Raw genomic sequence first — 17138 nt, forward strand, 5'->3', positions numbered from 1 at the left:
GTTGGTCGAGGCCGCCTTGTCGGCGAAGGTGGCGCCGGGACCGCTGCGGGTCTTCTTCAACCGGGTGCAGAAGAAGGCCGGAGCCGGCGCAGCCGCGGTTAGCTACCACCCGCAGGAACGCGCCTACGAGCGGATGGTGGAAGCCTGGACGGAGCGCCCATCGGCGCCTGCCGGATGACGCCCCCCGCATCAAGGCGGCCGCTCCGCGGCCCCGCGCTGACGCGCGGCTGCGGCCTTGACCCGGACTTTGCCATCCGGCGTCTGGCCAGCGTGCGGTCGGTGCTTTGCACCGACCGCATCGGTCCAATGCCCAATTGGAGGTTCTCAACATCATCCGTCGCTGATGATGAGCGACCAGTTCGCAATGTCCTTGGCAAGCACCACGGTGACGGACCGCCGCGACCCATTCCTTCATGAGCGAGGAATGGATCGCAGCGGTCTCTGGCTGCCGAATGATCAGCCGAACCAGCCGGCGACGTTGCCGGTCTGGCCGAGGATGGTGATGCGGTTGCCCCCGCCGACGTCGAGCGTGGTGTTGCCGCCCTCCACCCGCGCCGAGCGGATCACCGCGCCGAGGTCAATGCCGGCCTCGTAGAAGGCCAAGCGGTCGACCCCCACCTCGAAGTCCATCACCACCGACCCGCCCGAGCTGCGCCCGAAGGCGAAGACGTCCGCACCGGCGCCGCCCCACAGCGTGTCCGCGCCGCCGTCGGCGAACAGCAGGTCGTTGCCCGCCCCGCCGTTCAGCAGGTCGTTGCCAGCCCCGCCGAACAGCGTGTCGTTGCCCGCCTCGCCGAACAGCGTGTCGTCGCCGTCGCCGCCGCTGGCCAGGTCGTCGCCCGCGCCGAGCCCGATCAGGTCGCGCCCCGCCCCGCCCAGCGCCACGTCGTTGCCCGCCCCGCCGCTGAGCGTGTCGTCGCCGTCGTCGCCGATCAGGAAGTCGTCGCCCGCCCCGCCGAACAGCAGGTCGTTGCCCGCCCCGCCGGACAGCGTGTCGTCGCCCTCCTCGCCGGTCAGCGTGTCGTCGCCCGCCTCGCCGAACAGGATGTCCTGGCCCGTCCCGCCGAACAGCGCGTCGTTGCCGACCCCGCCGCCGATCAGGTCGTTGCCCTCGCCGCCGAACAGCCAGTCGTCGCCCTCGCCGCCCATCACCACGTCGTCGCCGTCGTCGCCGTACAGCGTGTCGTTGCCGCCGGCGCTGGCGATCGTGTCGTTGCCGCCGCCGCCGTGCAGGAGGTCGTCGCCGGCCCCCAGGTACATGTACTGCTCGTGGTCGTCGCCGTAGACGATCTGCTCGCCGTCGCCGCCGACCAGCGTGGCGTTGCCGACCACCGCCGCGAACTCCACGTTGTCGAGCTGGATGGTCACCGGACCCGCCGCCGCCGTGGTGTCGAGCACCACCGCGGTCGGCGCCGTGCTGGCGACGCCGGTGCCGCCCAGCGTGTTGCCGGTCACCCTGGTCTGCACCGCCTGGCCGGCGGCCACCCCCGGCGTGCTGAAGTCGATGGCGCGCACCAGGAGCTGGGCCTGGGCGGAGAGCACCGAGAGGAAGCCGTCGCCGCCGCCGGTCAGGTTGCCGCGCGAGGCGGTGCCGGCGTCGGTGCGCGCCTCGATGGCGGCGATCAGGCCGGTCAGCCCGCTCTGCGCCTCCGCGGCGGTCTGCCGCTCGGCGCTGCCCGAGGTGGTGACGGCCACGCCGGTGGAGACGCTGACCGTCAGGGTGGTGACGGTGGACACCGCACCGGTCTGGCGGTCGACCACCTGCTCGCGCACCACCGGCACGTCGGCGAGGTCGGCGTTGGCGGTGCTGGTGTCCTCGACGCGGTTGCTGTTGCTGGCCGCGATGGTCACGGTGGTGACGCGCTTGCCGTCGCCGCCGGTGGTGATCGAGCCGTTGACGGTGGCGCCGTCCACGGTGGCCGTCGGCGGCGGGGCGACCGGGGCGGGCTTCTCCACGGTGGCGGTGAGCTTCTGCGTCGTCGCGGTGAAGGGCGGCGCGGCGTTGCCCGCCGGGTCGGTCAGGCCGAGGGTCAGGGTGAGCGTGCCGTCGCCCAGGGCGGAGAGGTCCAGCCCGGTCACCCGCATGGTCGGGCCGCTCATCACGCCGCCGCCGGTGACCTGGCCGCCGCCGGCCGAGGTGATCGTCCAGGTGAAGCTGGTCCCGGCCTCGCCGCCGCTGATGGTGAAGGCGGCGCTGGACTGCTCGATGGCGTCGATGCTGTCGTCCTCGAACAGCACGCTGGCCGTCGGCGGGGTGGTGTCGACGGTCAGCGACTGGGTGCCCGGCGCCGAGATGTTGCCGGCGGCATCCGTGGCGGTGGCCGAGACCGGGTTGGCGCCGTTGGCGTTGAGGCTGAGCGTGCCGGTGACCGGAGTGGCGGTGGCGAGGTTGAGGCTCCAGGCGCCGCCGTTCGTGGCGGTGGTGGTGTAGGTCGCCCCACCGACGGTGACGGTGACGGTGCTGCCGGCCTCGGCCGTGCCGGTGAGGGTGGGCGTCGTGCTGTTGGTCAGCGCCGTGGCGACGGTCGGGGCGTCGGGCAGCGTGGTGTCGATGACCAACGACTGGGTGCCCGGTGCCGAGACGTTGCCCGAGGCATCGGTGGCGGTGGCCGACACCGGGTTGGCGCCGTTGGCGTTGAGGCTCAGCGAGCCGGAGGTCGGCGTCGCGGTGGCGAGGTTGATGGACCAGTTTCCGCCGTTCGTGGCGGTGGTGGTGTAGGTGGCGCCGCCCACCGTGACGGTCACCGTGCTGCCGGCCTCGGCCGAGCCGGTGAGGGTCGGCGTCGTGCTGTTGCTCAGCGCCGTGGCGACGGTCGGGGCATCGGGCAGCGTGGTGTCGATGGTCAGCGACTGGCTGCCGGCCGAGGAGGTGTTCCCCGCGGCGTCGGTGGCGGTGGCCGAGACCGGGTTGGCGCCGTTCGGGTTGAGGCTGAGCGTGCCGGTGACCGGAGTGGCGGTGGCGAGGTTGAGGCTCCAGGCGCCGCCGTTCGTGGCGGTGGTGGTGTAGGTGGCGCCGCCCACCGTGACGGTCACCGTGCTGCCGGCCTCGGCCGAGCCGGTGAGGGTCGGCGTCGTGCTGTTGCTCAGCGCCGTGGCGACGGTCGGGGCATCGGGCAGCGTGGTGTCGATGGTCAGCGACTGGGTGCCGGCCGAGGAGGTGTTCCCCGCGGCGTCGGTCGCCGTGGCCGAGACCGAGTTGGCGCCGTTGGCGTTGAGGTTCAGCGAACCGGCGGTCGGCGTCGCGGTGGCGAGGTTGAGGGTCCAGGCCCCGTTGGTCGCCGTGGTGGTGTAGGTCGCTCCACCGATGGTGACGGTGACGGTGCTGCCGGCCTCCGCCGAGCCGGTGAGGGTCGGCGTCGTGCTGTTGCTCAGCGCGGGGCTGGTCACCGAGGGCGCGCTCGGCGCCGTGGTGTCGATGGTCAGCGATTGCGTGCCGGGGGCCGAGACGTTGCCCGCCGCGTCGGTTGCCGTGGCGGAGACCGGGTTGGCGCCGTTGGCGTTCAGGGTCAGCAAGCCGGAGGTCGGCGTCGCGGTGGCGAGGTTGATGGACCAGCTGCCGTTGGTCGCCATCGTGGTGTAGGTGGCGCCGCCCACCGTGACGGTGACGGTGCTGCCCACTTCCGCCGTACCGGTGAGGGTTGGCGTCGTGCTGTTGGTCAACGCCGCGCTGGTCACCGCCGGAGCGTTGGGCAGCGTGGTGTCGACAGTCAGCGACTGCGTGCCGGCGGAGGAGACGTTGCCCGCCGCGTCGGTGGCCGTGGCCGTAACGGGGTTGGCGCCGTTGGCATCGAGGCTCAGCGAGCCGGCGGTCGGTGTCGCGGTGGCGAGGTTGAGGCTCCAGGCGCCGCCGTTCGTGGCGGTGGTGGTGTAGGTCGCTCCACCGATGGCGACGGTGACGGTGCTGCCGGCTTCCGCCGTGCCGCCGATCACCGGGGTGGCACTGTTGGTCAGTGCCGCCGAGGTCACCGCCGGGGCGTTTGGCGCCGTCGTGTCGATGGTCAGCGACTGGGTGCCCGGCGCCGAGACGTTTCCGGCAGCGTCGGTGGCCGTGGCCGTGACGGGGTTGGCGCCGTTGGCGTTCAGGCTCAGGGAGCCGGCGGTCGGCGTCGCCGTGGCGAGATTGAGGCTCCAGGCCCCGTTGGTCGCCGTGGTGACGTAGGTAGCCCCACCGATGGTGACGGTCACCGTGCTGCCGGTTTCCGCCGTGCCGGTGAGGGTCGGCGTCGTGCTGTTGGTCAGCGCCGTGGCGACGGTCGGAGCGGTCGGAGCGGTGGTGTCGATGGTCAGCGACTGCGTGCCCGGTGCCGAGACATTGCCTGATGCATCGGTGGCGGTGGCCGAGACCGGGTTGGCGCCGTTGGCGTTGAGGCTGAGCGAGCCGGAGGTCGGCGTCGCGGTGGCAAGGTTGACGCTCCAGGTTCCGTTGGTCGCCATCGTGGTGTAGGTGGCGCCGCCCACGGTGACGGTCACCGTGCTGCCCACTTCCGCCGTGCCGGTGAGGGTTGGCGTGGTGCTGTTGCTCAGTGCCGCACTGGTCACCGCCGGGGCGTTGGGCAGCGTGGTGTCGACAGTCAGCGACTGCGTTCCGGCGGAGGAGACGTTGCCGGCGGCGTCGGTGGCCGTCGCCGTGACGGGGTTGGCGCCGTTGGCATTGAGGCTCAGCGAGCCGGCGGTCGGTGTCGCGGTGGCGAGGTTGAGGCTCCAGGCCCCGTTGGTCGCCGTCGTGGTGTAGGTCGCCCCACCGATGGTGACGGTCACCGTGCTGCCGGTTTCCGCCGTGCCGGTCAGTGTCGGCGTCGTGCTGTTGCTCAGCGCCGTGGCGACGGTCGGAGCGGTCGGAGCGGTGGTGTCGATGGTCAGCGTTTGCGTGCCGGGAGCCGAGGTGTTGCCCGCCGCGTCGGTCGCGGTGGCCGAGACCGGGTTGGTGCCGTTGGCGTTCAGGGTCAGGGAGCCGGCGGTCGGTGTCGCGGTGGCGAGGTTCAGGCTCCAGCCGCCGCCGTTCGTGGCGGTGGTGGTGTAGGTCGCTCCACCCACCGTGACGGTCACCGTGCTGCCGGCCTCCGCCGTGCCGGTGAGGGTCGGGGTGGCGTTGTTGGTCAGCGCCGCGCTGGTCACCGCCGGAGCGTCGGGCAGCGTGGTGTCGATGACCAACGACTGGGTGCCCGGCGTGGAGACGTTGCCCGCCGCATCGGTCGCCGTCGCCGTGACGGGGTTGGCGCCGTTGGCATCGAGGCTCAGCGAGCCGGTGACCGGAGTGGCGGTGGCGAGGTTGAGGCTCCAGGCCCCGTTGGTCGCCGTCGTGGTGTAGGTGGCGCCACCCACCGTGACGGTCACCGTGCTGCCGGTTTCCGCCGTGCCGGTGAGGGTCGGCGTCGTGCTGTTGCTCAGCGCCGTGGCGACGGTCGGAGCGCTCGGCGGCGTGGTGTCGATGGTCAGCGTTTGCGTACCGGGAGCCGAGGTGTTGCCCGCCGCGTCGGTCGCGGTGGCCGAGACCGGGTTGGCGCCGTTGGCATCGAGGCTCAGCGAGCCGGTGACCGGAGTGGCGGTGGCGAGGTTCAGGCTCCAGGCGCCGCCGTTCGTGGCGGTGGTGGTGTAGGTCGCTCCACCCACCGTGACCGTCACCGTGCTGCCGGCCTCCGCCGTGCCGCCGATGATCGGTGTGGCGTTGTTGGTCAGCGCCGCGCTGGTCACCGCCGGGGCGTTTGGCGCCGTCGTGTCGATGACCAACGACTGGGTGCCGGGGACCGAGACGTTGCCCGCCGCATCGGTGGCGGTGGCCGAGACGGCGTTCGTGCCGTTGGCGTTCAGGGTCAGGGAGCCGGAGGTCGGAGTCGCGGTGGCGAGGTTGACGCTCCAGGTCCCGTTGGTCGCCGTGGTGGTGTAGGTCGCCCCACCGACGGTGACGGTCACGGTGGTGCCGGCTTCCGCCGTGCCGGTGAGGATCGGGGTGGCGTTGTTGCTCAGGGTTGCGCTGGTCACCGCCGGAGCGTTGGGAGCGGTGGTGTCGATGGTCAGCGACTGCGTGCCGGCCGAGGAGACGTTGCCCGCCGCATCGGTGGCGGTGGCCGAGACGGCGTTCGTGCCGTTGGCGTTCAGGCTCAGGGAGCCGGAGGTCGGCGTCGCGGTGGCGAGGTTGACGCTCCAGGTTCCGTTGGTCGCCGTGGTGGTGTAGGTGGCGCCCCCCACCGTGACCGTCACCGTCGCCCCGGCTTCAGCCGTGCCGCTGAGGGTCGGCGTCGTGCTGTTGCTCAGCGCCGTCGTGACGGTCGGCGCGTTCGGAGCCGCGCTGTCGATGGTCACCGTCAGCGTGCTGGAGGCCGACGACGTGCCGGTGGCATCGCTCGACACGGCGGTCAGGGAATGAGCCCCATCGCCCAGCGAGGCCGTCGTGACGGTCCACAGGCCGTTGGCGTCGGCCGTCACCGTGCCCAGCGCCGTCGCGCCCTCGTACAGCACCACGGTCGTGAACGCCTTGGCCAGGCCGGTGATCGCCGGAGCCGTGACGTTGGTCAGCGTGTCCGTCGTCGAACCGCTGTTCGACGCGCTCGTCAGCGCCAGACTCGCCGGAGTCGGCGGAACGTTGCGGAACAGGGTGATGCTTGTGAAGGCGCCGACCAGGGCGTCGAGATCGCCGTCACCGTCGATGTCCACGATGCTCGGCGACCCCATCATCCCGGCATTGCTCAGCCCGAAGGGATTGGTGCCGACCAGCGTGAAGCTGGGCGCCGTCGCCGTGCCGACGTTGCGGTAGACCACCGTGTCACCGGTGATGTTGCCGATCAGGATGTCGAGGTCGCCGTCGCCGTCGAGGTCCACCATGGTCGGCGACGCCTGCCCCCCGGCATTGCCGAGCCCGAAGGGGTTGGTGCCGACCAGCGTGAAGCTGGGCGCCGTCGCCGTGCCGACGTTGCGGTAGAACAGCGTGTCGCCACCCTGGCTGCCGACCAGGATGTCGAGGGCGCCGTCGCCGTCGAGGTCCGCGATGCTCGGCGACGCGAGGGGGATGAAATTGCTGAGCCCGAAGGGGTTGGTGGCCTCCAGGGTGAAGCTGGGCGCCGTCGCCGTTCCGACGTTGCGCAGGAACAGCAGGGAGCCGGAGTTGCTTCCGACCAGCACGTCGAGGTCGCCATCGCCGTCGAGGTCCGCGAAGGCCGGGGTGGACATCGTCGCACCGCTCAGCCCGAAGGGATCAGTCGCCGCCTCCAAGGTGAAGCTGGGTGCGGTCGCGTTGCCGACGTTGCGGTAGAGCTGGAGATTGATCCCGATGTTGCCGACCAGGGCGTCGAGGTCGCCATCACCATCGATGTCGACGAAGACCGGCTTGGCTTGCGGGAAAAGACCGTTCAAGCCGAAGGGGTTGGTGGCTTCCAGGACGAAGCTGGGATCGCCCGCCACGCGGACCGCCTGACCGGTCAGCGCGCCCGCGGCGTTGCCCGCGGCGTCCGCGGTCTTCGCGCCGGAGCCCGGCGGCGTGTAGTCCACCGTGACGCTCTGGTAGACCGTCGCCCCGGCGTCGAGCGTCAGGGTGACCGTCTTGCCGCTGGTGGCGACCGCGGTGACCGTCCGCGCCACGCCGCCCACCATCACCGTGAAGGCGCCGGCCGGAGTCTGGGCGCCGTCCAGAAGCTCCGAATAGGTCAGGGTCAGCTGCGTCCCGTTCAGCGTCGCCGAGGTGAGCGTCGGTGCCTTGGTGTCGATGGTCAGCGTCAGGGCGGTCGAGGCCGACGAGGTGCCGTTGGCGTTGCTCGACGTGACGGTCAGCGAGTGCGTGCCATCGCCCAGCGAGGCGGTGGAGAGCGTCCACAGGCCGGAGGAGGCGTCGGCCGTCACCGTGCCGATGGCCGTCGCGCCGTCGTACAGCACCACCGTCGACGAGGCGACCGCGGTGCCGACGATCGCCGGCGCCGTGACGTTGGTCAGCGTGTCGGTGGTCGAGCCGCTGTTCGAACCCGCCGTCAGGGTCGGGGCCGTGGGGGTGGCGGGCGGCGGCGTGGTGTTCCGGTAAAGGACCGTCTTGCCGTCGTCCCGGCCGATCAGGGCGTCGAGGTCGCCGTCCCCGTCGATGTCCGCGAAGGTCGGCTTCGCGTTGCTGCCGACGTCGCCCAGGTTGAAGGGGTTGGTGCCCTCCAGGGTAAAGGTGGGCGCCGCCGCCGTCCCGATGTTCCGGTAGAGGACCGTGTTGCCGCTGTCGTTGCCGATCAGCGCGTCGAGGTCGCCATCCCCATCGATGTCCACGAAGATCGGCGTGGCGTTGCTTCCGGCATCGCCGAGGCCGAAGGGATTGGTGCTTTCCAGCGCGAAGGTGGGGGCCGCCGCCGTTCCGACGTTCCGATAGAAGAGCGTGTTGCCATCCGCGTTGCCGATCAGGGCGTCGAGATCGCCGTCGCCGTCGATGTCCACCAGGGACGGCGACGCGAAGCCCCCGGCATTGCTCAAGCCGAAGGGATTGGTGCCCACCAGGGTGAAGCTGGGCGCCGCCGCCGTCCCGACGTTGCGGTAGACGACGGTGTCGCCGCCCGCGTTGCCGGCCAGCAGGTCGAGGTCGCCGTCGCCGTCGATGTCGGCGAGGACCGGCTTGGCGAAGGCGGGCATGCCGCCGCCGACGGTGTTCAGGCCGAAGGGGTTGGTGCCCACCAGGGTGAAGCTCGGCGCCTCCGCCGTGCCGACGTTGCGGTAGACGACGATGTTGGCGTACCAGTCGCCGACCACCGCGTCGAGGTCGCCGTCGCCGTCGATGTCGGCGAAGACCGGGGCGGACTGGCCGACGAAGGTGCCGAGGCCGAAGGGGTTGGTGGCTTCCAGGGTGAACTTGGGATCGCCGCCCACGCGGACCGGCTGGCCGTTCAGCGCGCCCGCGGCGTTGCCGGCCGCATCCACGGTCCTGGCGCCCGAGCCCGGCGGGGTGTAGCTGACCGTCGCGCCCTCATAGAGCGAGGAGGCCCCGGCATCCAGCGTCAGGGTGACCATCCGGCCGTTGACCCCGACCGCGGTGACCGTGCGCACCACGCCGCCCACCGTCACCGTGAAGGCGCCGGCCACCGGCGTCTGGGCGTTGTCCAGCGCCTCCGAGTAGGTCAGCGTCAGCCGCGTCCCGCTCAGCACCGCCGACGTCAGCGTCGGTGCCGCCGTGTCGATGGTCACGTTCAGCGCCGTCGAGGCCGCCGACGTGCCGTTGGCGGTGCTTGCCTTGACGGTCAGCGAATGCGCGCCGTCGCTCAGCGACGCCGACGTGACCGTCCACAGCCCCGCGCCGTTGGCCGTCGCCGTACCCACCGCGGTCGCCCCGTCATACAGCACCACCGTGGCGGATGCCTCCGCCGTTCCGGTGAACGTCGGCGTCGTGACCTTGGTCAGCGTGTCCGTCGTCGAACCGCTGTTCGATCCCACCGTCAGCGCCAGACCGCCCGGCGCGGCCGGCGGCGGCGGAACGTTGCGGAACAGCACCGTATCACCGTCCGTATTGCCGATCAGGGCGTCGAGGTCACCGTCACCATCGATGTCCACGAAGATCGGTGTGGCGTTGTCTCCGACATCGCCAAGACCGAAGGGATTGGTTCCCTCCAGCGTGAAGGTGGGCGCCGCCGCCGTCCCGACGTTGCGATAGAAGAACGTCTGGCCATCCCCGTTGCCGATCAGGGCGTCAAGGTCGCCGTCACCATCAATGTCCAACAGCTTCGGCGTCGCGCTGAACCCGACGTTGCCGAGGCCGAAGGGGTTGGAGCCCTCCAGCGTGAAGGTGGGCTGCGTCGCCGTCCCGACGTTGCGATAGAAGACCGTATGGCCGTCGTCAACGCCGATCAGGGCGTCGAGGTCGCCATCCCCGTCGATGTCCGCCAGTTCCACCGACGATCCGAACCCGGCGCGGCTGAGGCCGAAGGGGTTGGAGCCCTCCAGCGTGAAGGTGGGCTGCGTCGCCGTCCCGACGTTGCGATAGAAGTATGTGTTGCCGCCGGCGGTGCCGACCAGGGCGTCAAGATCGCCGTCGCCGTCGAGGTCGGCGAAGGCCGGTTGCGCCCCGCCGGAACCCACGGTGTTGAGGCCGAAGGGGTTGGAGCCCTCCAGCGTGAAGGTGGGCTGCGTCGCCGTCCCGACGTTGCGATAGAAGACTATTTTGCTGGCGAAGTTGCCGACCAGGGCGTCGAGGTCGCCGTCACCGTCAATGTCCACGAAAATCGGTGTGGCGTTGTTCCCGACACCGCCAAGCCCGAAGGGGTTGGTACCCTCCAGGGTGAAGGCCGGATCGCCCACCACGCGGACCGCATGACCGGTCAGCGCGCCTGCGGCGTTGCCCGCCGCGTCCGCGGTCTTCGCGCCAGAACCCGGCGGGGTGTAGTCCACCGTGACGCTCTGATAGGTCGTCGCCCCGGCATCCAGCGTCAGGGTGACCGTCTTGCCGCTGGAGGCGACCGCGGTGACCGTCCGCGCCACGCCGCCCACCGTCACCGCGAAGGCCCCGGCCGGAGCCTGGGCGCCGTCCAGCAGTTCCGAATAGGTCAGCGTCAGCTGCGTCCCGTTCAGCCGCGCCGAGGTCAGCGTCGGTGCCGTCGTGTCGATGGTCACGCTCAGCGTGGTCGAGGCCGCCGAGGTGCCGGTGTGATAGACGCTGGTGGACTTCGCGGTCAGCGTGTGGACGCCTTCGGCCAGCGTGCCCGTGGTCAGGGTCCACTGGCCCTGGGAGTCGGCCGTGACGGTTCCGATCGCCGAAGCACCGTCGTACAGCACCACCTCCGACAGCGGCACGGCCGAGCCGGTGATGGTCGGTGCGGTGTTTCCGGTGATGGCGTCGGCCGTCGAGCCGGTGTTGGTGCCGGCCGTCAGCGCCAGGGCCGAGGGCGCCGCGGGAGGCGGGGGGCCCTGGAGGTACACGACGAAGTTGCCGTCGCCGTTGCCGATCAGCGCGTCGAGGTCGCCGTCGCCATCGAGGTCGGCGAACACCGGCAGGGCTGCGGTGCCGACGTCGCCCAGGCCGTAGGGGTTGGTGCCGACGACGGTGAAGCTGGGCGCCGCGTTGGTGCCGACGTTGCGGAACACCACCGTGTTGCCGTCGAAGTTGCCGACCAGCACATCGAGGTCGCCGTCGTTGTCGATGTCCACGAAGGCCGGCGTCGAGGCGAAGCCGACATCCTCGAGACCGAAGGGGTTGGTCCCGACGACGGTAAAGCTGGGCGCGGCCGTCGTCCCGACGTTGCGGTACATGGTCAACGAGCCGTCATTGCCGCCGAACAGCACGTCGAGGTCGCCGTCGCCGTCCAAGTCCCAGAGCGTCGCCTTGGCGTAACCGCCGCCGACTTGGCCGATGCCGAAGGCGTTGGTGCCGACCATGGTGAAGCTGGGTGCCGCGGTGGTGCCGACGTTGCGGTATACCACCGTATTGCCTTGACCCTGGCCGAGCAGCAGGTCGAGGTCGCCGTCACCGTCGAGGTCCACGAAGGTGGGCGTGCCGTAAGGGGTGTTGCTGATACCGAAGGGGTTGGTGCCGACGAAGGTGAAGCTGGGCTCCGCCGTGGTGCCGTCGTTGCGGTAGAACCGGACGGACGCGCCGCTGTTGCCGGTCACCAGATCGAGGTCGCCGTCGCCGTCGATGTCGACCAGGGTCGGCCGGGCGGACGTGCCGATGTCGACGAGGCCGAAGGGGTTGGTGCCGAGCAGGATGAAGTTGGCATCGCCCACGGTGACGTTGCGCACCTCCCGGCCGGTCACCGCGGCGGCGGCGTTGCCGGCCACGTCCTGCGTCTTGGCGCCCGAGCCCGGCGGCGTGTAGCCGACGGTGACCGTCTGGTAGCGTTCCACCGCGCTTCCCAGCGTCAGCGTCACCGTCGTGCCGGAGGCGTCCGCCCCCGTCACCGTGCGCGCCACCCCGTTCACCATCACGGTGAAGGCCGACCCCGCCGCGTCGGCGGCACCGTCCAGCGCTTCCGAATAGGTCAGGGTCAGGGTCGTGCCGTTGACCGACGCCGAAACCAGCGACGGCGGGGTGGTGTCGGGCGAGTTGTTGGTGACCGGCTGTGCGGTGAAACTGGCGGCGTCAGTGCCGGTGACGGATTGGACGGCGTTGGCGTCGTTGCCGGCGGTCGGGTCGGTGTAGGAGACGGTGACCGTGTCCGCGTTGGTGACCGCCTGGGCCAGCGTCAGGGTGACCGTCTTGTTCACGCTGTCAACGGCGACGCTGCTGACGGTGACCGGCTGCCCCCCCGCCGTGACGGCGAAGCGGTTCGCCGCCGGAGGGTTGGCGCTGGACAGAGCCAGATCGTAAGTGAGGACCAGCGATGTGCCGTTGACCGTAGCGCCTTGGAGGACCGGGACGGCGGGCGGCGGGGCAATGTTGCGGTACACGCTGAGGGTGCCGCTGCCCTGACCGACCATGGCGTCGAGATCGCCGTCGCCATCGATGTCGAAGAGAGACGGCGCAATCATGCTCGCCGTCCCCCGCGTGAGACCGAAGGGGTTGGTACCGGCCAAGGTGAAGCTGGGTTGCGTTGCCGTGCCGACGTTCCGGTAGAAATAGATGTCGCTGCCGTAGGGCGCGCCGGAGTTGTTCGTTTCGCCGACCAGCATGTCGAGGTCGCCGTCGTTGTCGATATCCGCGAAGACCGGCGTGGAGTAATCCTGGACGTTGCCAAGACCGTAGGGGTTGGTGCCGACCAGGGTAAAACTGGGCTGCGTCGTCGTACCGATGTTCTCGAAGGCGACCAGCCCCGAACTCTTGCCGACCACCAGATCGAGGTCGCCGTCGCCGTCAAGATCCACGAAGACAGGAGCGGCTTTGTATCCGACCCCGCTGAGGCCGAAGGGGTTGGTCGCCTCCAACGTAAAGCTCGGCGCCGCGGAGGTGCCCGCGTTCCGGAAAAGGAACAAGTTTCCGGTGTCGCGTTCGCCAACCAGCACGTCCAGGTCACCGTCGCCGTCGATGTCCGCCAAGGCCGGCACGATGAAGTTGCCAACGTCGGCCAAGCCGAACGGGTTGGTGCCAACCAGCGTGAAGCTTGGCGATGTGGGGGTGCCGACGTTCCGGAAAAGCTGCAGATCGCCGTTGTTGTTGCCGACCAGCACGTCTAGGTCGCCGTCGCCGTCAAAGTCCCCATAACGCAGCACGGTGGCCGAACCGCTGGGGCTCAGGCCAAACAGAGCGGTGCCCATCAGCGTAAAGGTCGGGTCGGTCATGATACAACTGGCTCCAATGGAACTGATGTTCGCGCGGTTTCTTTTTGGATCTCAGCTTAACGGGACTGGTATCAGCCGGAATGGCTTGGCGATGCGGCGAGAGCGACCGGCCCCGGTGCGATAAGGCGAAGCCCCTTCTGGCCCGCCCAGTCCGCAGTGAACGAATCAGTGAGCGCAACTTTGAAGCAACGCATAAGCGAATCGGACATAGGAGGAGCTTCTCCGAGGCTGATGGGTGTAACCCCTTTCAGCCAATACGCTCATAACCCAATTTAGTAAAATGCATAGGATTGAATGCCGAAATTCACTCTGTGAATTTTCCAGGCACTGCCTTGAATTTCCTTGATGTTTTGAACGCAAGCGTGATCGGGCTGGGCCAACGGATGTTGCTGTTGGACATCGTCAGGTTTGCTGACTGGACCAACGTTTTTGGGATGCGCAACTCGCTGAGGCCTAACTGCTCTCTGGTTCGACAGACGGGACTACGATGGTCCATCACCATCGGCACGCGATGCCCCCTTCTCCACCACGATAACGTACATGTCTGGAACGTGCATGTCTGGCGGCGAACGCGTAGACCGTCACCAAGTGTTGCGGTGACCCAGCCAACGCCAGCAGGCGTCGAATCGCGACCGCACCCAAACCGGCTTGCCCAGACCGCCCGCCAGATGGCAGACCGAGGTGTCGACCGTCACCACGAGGTCCAGTTCATCGATGAAGGCTGCGGTGTCGGCGAAGTCGCGGATGTGGCTGGTCCAGTCGATGACCTCCATCCCCAGAGGCGGCGCCTTGGCCTGGACGCCCGCCTCCCCGATCTGCAGGCTGTGGAAGGCGGCGCCCGGAATGGCGGCCAGGCGCGCGAAGACGCCCAGCGTCAGGCTGCGCCGACGGTCGACGGAATTGGCCTTGAAGTCCTCCTTGCGCGGCTCCCCCGCCCACACCAGACCGACCTTCAACCGTCGCTCCCCGGCCAGCCTGAGCCTCCTCCAAATCAGCTGATACCATTGTCCTGTGGAGTGCTTCACACGGCGATGATCGCGTCGATTTCGACCTGGGCGCCTTTCGGAAGGGCCGAAACTTCGTAGCAGGCACGGGCCGGCTTATGCGTGGAAAATACTTTCGCATATTCATCGTTCAGGGCGGCGAAGGTGGACAGGTCGGTGACCAGAATGGTGAGTTTCAGGGATTTGGCGATGTCCGTGCCGGCGGCCTCGGCAATCGCGGCGATGTTGGCAAGGCATTGGGCCATCTGTTCGACGGGGTCTTCCGACACAAAAGCCCCGGTCGCCGGAACGATGGGAAGCTGGCCCGAAACAAACAGCAGATCGCCGTGGCGCATGGCTTGACAATAGGGGCCTATGGCCGCCGGGGCGGAGTCGGTATGAATGGGGGTCACGGCCTGTCTCCTTATGGCTCGTTATGGCTCAGGGGCGGGGAAGTGAGATCAGCCATCACCGTGGCGAATCAGGGACCCGGCGAAAGCGACGAGCTGATCGACGTCCGCCTCGGTGTTGAAGTAGTGCGGGGCCGCGCGGACCAGCGTGGGCAGATGCCGGCGTTCGGCGTCCAGGCGGGTGCTTTCCGGCGACGAGGTGCTGATGACGATGCCACGGGCTGCAGCTCCGGCGACGATGCTCCGCGGGTCCACGGCATCGGAGCTGAAGCTGACGATGGCACTGGGGCACGCGCCCAGGTCATGAGTCCGGAAGCTGGGCACGCTTGCCAAGCCATCTCGAAGCCGCTGTGCCAGCCGGCGGCAGCGGCGCCAGATGCGGTCGATGCCGACTTCCATCGCATAATCGGCGGCCTCGCCCATGCCGAGCCGCGCCATGTGGTTGCTTTCCCAGCTTTCGTAGCGCCGGGCATCATCGCGCAGCTCATAGCGGTTGCGCTCCACCCACCGGGCGCCGATGTGATCAATGAAGGGGGGCTCACACCGGTCCAACATCGCGCGACGGACATACAAGAAGCCCGCGCCACGCGGTCCCCGCAGGAACTTGCGCGACGTCGCGGCCAGAAAGTCGCAGCCGAGTGTCTGGACGTCGACCGGCATCTGACCGACCGCTTGGCAGGCATCCAGAAGATAGGGAATGCCGTGCGCGCGGGCGATCTGCCCGACGGCCGCCGCCGGATTGTTCAACCCACCATTGGTCGGCACCCAGGTCAACGAAATCAGGCGAACCTTCGGATCGATCATCCGCTCAAGCGCTGTCAGATCGACGACGCCTTGCTCATCCGACGGACACACGCGGATAACGACTCCCCGGCGCCGCTGCATCTGGAGCAGGGTCACATAATTGGCGCCGTATTCGGCCTCGGCGGTGATGACCACATCGCCGGGGGTGAAGTCGAGGGAATGAAAAGCCAGCTGCCACGCGACCGTGGCGTTCTCGACGAGAGCGATCTCGGCGGGTGCTGCATTGATCAACTGGGCAATCGACCCATAAACACGCTCCAGTCGCTCCTCGGAAGCCGTGAAGGCACCGTATCCGCCCAGCCGGGCTTCCAGATCCAGGTAGCCGTGCATCCGCTCGACCACGGGGCGTGGCATCAGCGACGCGCCGCAACTCAGGAGGAACGTTTGTCCGGCGAGCCCCGGCGTCTCGGCGCGGAGCGCGTCCAGTTCCTCGTCCAGGATGTCGGCAGGCAAAGGGGAGGCGCCGGCCGGACGCAGATCGTTTCCGGTCATAGTCATTGGACTGCTTTGTAACGGCCGCCGAGGGAAGGCGCCGCCTTCCCCCGGTGGTCTTGACGTGTGCTGCACCCACTCGTGGGCGGTCTTAGCGAACCTCGGCCCAGATGTGCTCCCGGACCACGGCGTCCTTCAGGGTGACGCCGTAACCCGGCCCGTCCGGAATCTGCAGAGCGCCGTTCTTCAGACGGCTCTCGAAGGGCTCCGTCGCCACTTCGATCCAGCCGGGAATGCGGGCCCAGTAGGGGAAGTGTTCCTGCACATAGAAGTTCGGGATCACGGCGCTGAGATGGGTGGCGATGCTGGCCGCAACGGAACTGCCGCAGACATGGGGCTGCACCTTGACGCCGTAGGCATCGGCCATGGCGGCAATCTTATGGGTTTCGGCGAACCCGCCGGTGTTGCCGATGTCCGGCTGCAGGATGCCGACGGCCCGACGCTCCAGCAGATCGCGGAAGCCGTACCGCAGGTATTGCCGCTCGCCGGTGGCGATCGGAATGTTCGTCTTGGCGGCGACCTGTTCCAGCGCACCCAGGTCCCCCGGATCGCAGATTTCCTCGATGAAGGCGATATCCAGATCTTCCAGGCCATGGACGAAGCGGATGGTATCGCTCACCGAGAAACCGCCGGCCAGATCGAGCATGAGCGTGACGTCGGCGCCCACGGTGCGCCGGACCTGCGCGACGATATCCAGCGCGGCGTTTACCGCGTCGCGGTCATCCGCGTAGCGGTTGACCGTGTGCCGAAGGGTCCCGTTGGGCTGAATCCGCGCCAAGGGGTACATTTTCAGGGCCTTGTGCCCGTCCTTCACGGCCGCCTCCGCTTGGCGCAGCAGATCGGCAACGGAGGTCGCGCCGAAGTACCAGCCATTGGCGTAGTAGGCGAGCGTGTCACGCATCCGTCCGCCGAACAGCTCGTGGACCGGAACGTTCAGCGCCCGTGCCCGAATGTCCCACAGAGCCTGCTCGATGGCACTGAGGCCGGCTCCGGCAATGCCCCCAGGATTCTTCAGCCAAAAGGACTGATCGTACATCTCGCCGACCAGGCTGTTGATGCGGGTCGGATCGGCGCCGATCACGAACCGCGCGCACAGATCCTGAATCATGCCCGCGGCGCCGGTCCGGCCGCAGCCGTAAGCCGTGGCGACCTCGCCGAGGCCGGATATTCCCTCATCGGTATCAAGCTTGACGATGACGGGTTTGAGGCCCTCGCTGTTGATGACGTAGATCGTGGCTTTGGTGATCTTCATGATGACGCTGTCCGGTGAATGGGATGGGATAAAGGC

At 68.9% G+C, this 17138-nt stretch carries 6 protein-coding genes; 1 reads left to right on the forward strand and 5 read right to left on the reverse strand.

Annotated features, from left to right (window positions below; genetic code table 11):
• Positions 1 to 16: 16 nt before the first annotated feature.
• The gene (locus Sp245p_RS34900; RefSeq protein ID WP_158310387.1) at positions 17 to 178 is read left to right on the forward strand and encodes a hypothetical protein; all 162 of its coding nucleotides are present in this window, start codon (positions 17 to 19) and stop codon (positions 176 to 178) included.
• Between the two features lie 278 nt (positions 179 to 456).
• Here the strand turns inward: Sp245p_RS34900 and Sp245p_RS12290 are convergent, their stop codons facing one another.
• The 5 genes from Sp245p_RS12290 to Sp245p_RS12310 form a co-directional block, all read right to left on the reverse strand.
• Positions 457 to 13161: an Ig-like domain-containing protein gene (locus Sp245p_RS12290; RefSeq protein WP_109138527.1), complete on the reverse strand. Its 12705-nt coding sequence runs from the start codon at positions 13159 to 13161 to the stop codon at positions 457 to 459.
• Positions 13162 to 13742: 581 nt separating this feature from the next.
• On the reverse strand, positions 13743 to 14117 hold the full coding sequence (locus Sp245p_RS12295; RefSeq protein ID WP_014239637.1) for a hypothetical protein: 375 nt from the start codon (positions 14115 to 14117) through the stop codon (positions 13743 to 13745).
• A 65-nt stretch (positions 14118 to 14182) separates the two neighbouring features.
• The gene (locus Sp245p_RS12300) at positions 14183 to 14557 is read right to left on the reverse strand and encodes a Rid family detoxifying hydrolase (RefSeq protein ID WP_014239636.1); all 375 of its coding nucleotides are present in this window, start codon (positions 14555 to 14557) and stop codon (positions 14183 to 14185) included.
• 48 nt (positions 14558 to 14605) lie between these two features.
• Positions 14606 to 15850: an aminotransferase class V-fold PLP-dependent enzyme gene (locus Sp245p_RS12305; RefSeq protein WP_014239635.1), complete on the reverse strand. Its 1245-nt coding sequence runs from the start codon at positions 15848 to 15850 to the stop codon at positions 14606 to 14608.
• A 91-nt stretch (positions 15851 to 15941) separates the two neighbouring features.
• The gene (locus tag Sp245p_RS12310) at positions 15942 to 17102 is read right to left on the reverse strand and encodes a mandelate racemase/muconate lactonizing enzyme family protein (protein WP_014239634.1); all 1161 of its coding nucleotides are present in this window, start codon (positions 17100 to 17102) and stop codon (positions 15942 to 15944) included.
• Positions 17103 to 17138: the final 36 nt, after the last annotated feature.

Source organism: Azospirillum baldaniorum, assembly GCF_003119195.2.
Lineage (GTDB): Bacteria > Pseudomonadota > Alphaproteobacteria > Azospirillales > Azospirillaceae > Azospirillum > Azospirillum baldaniorum.

Excerpts from the sequence above, each read along its gene's own strand:
- Sp245p_RS12310 (WP_014239634.1), bottom strand. The coding sequence starts at position 17,102 with ATGAAGATCACCAAAGCCACGATCTACGTCATCAACAGCGAGGGCCTC.
- Sp245p_RS12305 (WP_014239635.1), bottom strand. The coding sequence starts at position 15,850 with ATGACCGGAAACGATCTGCGTCCGGCCGGCGCCTCCCCTTTGCCTGCC.
- Sp245p_RS12290 (WP_109138527.1), bottom strand. The coding sequence starts at position 13,161 with ATGACCGACCCGACCTTTACGCTGATGGGCACCGCTCTGTTTGGCCTG.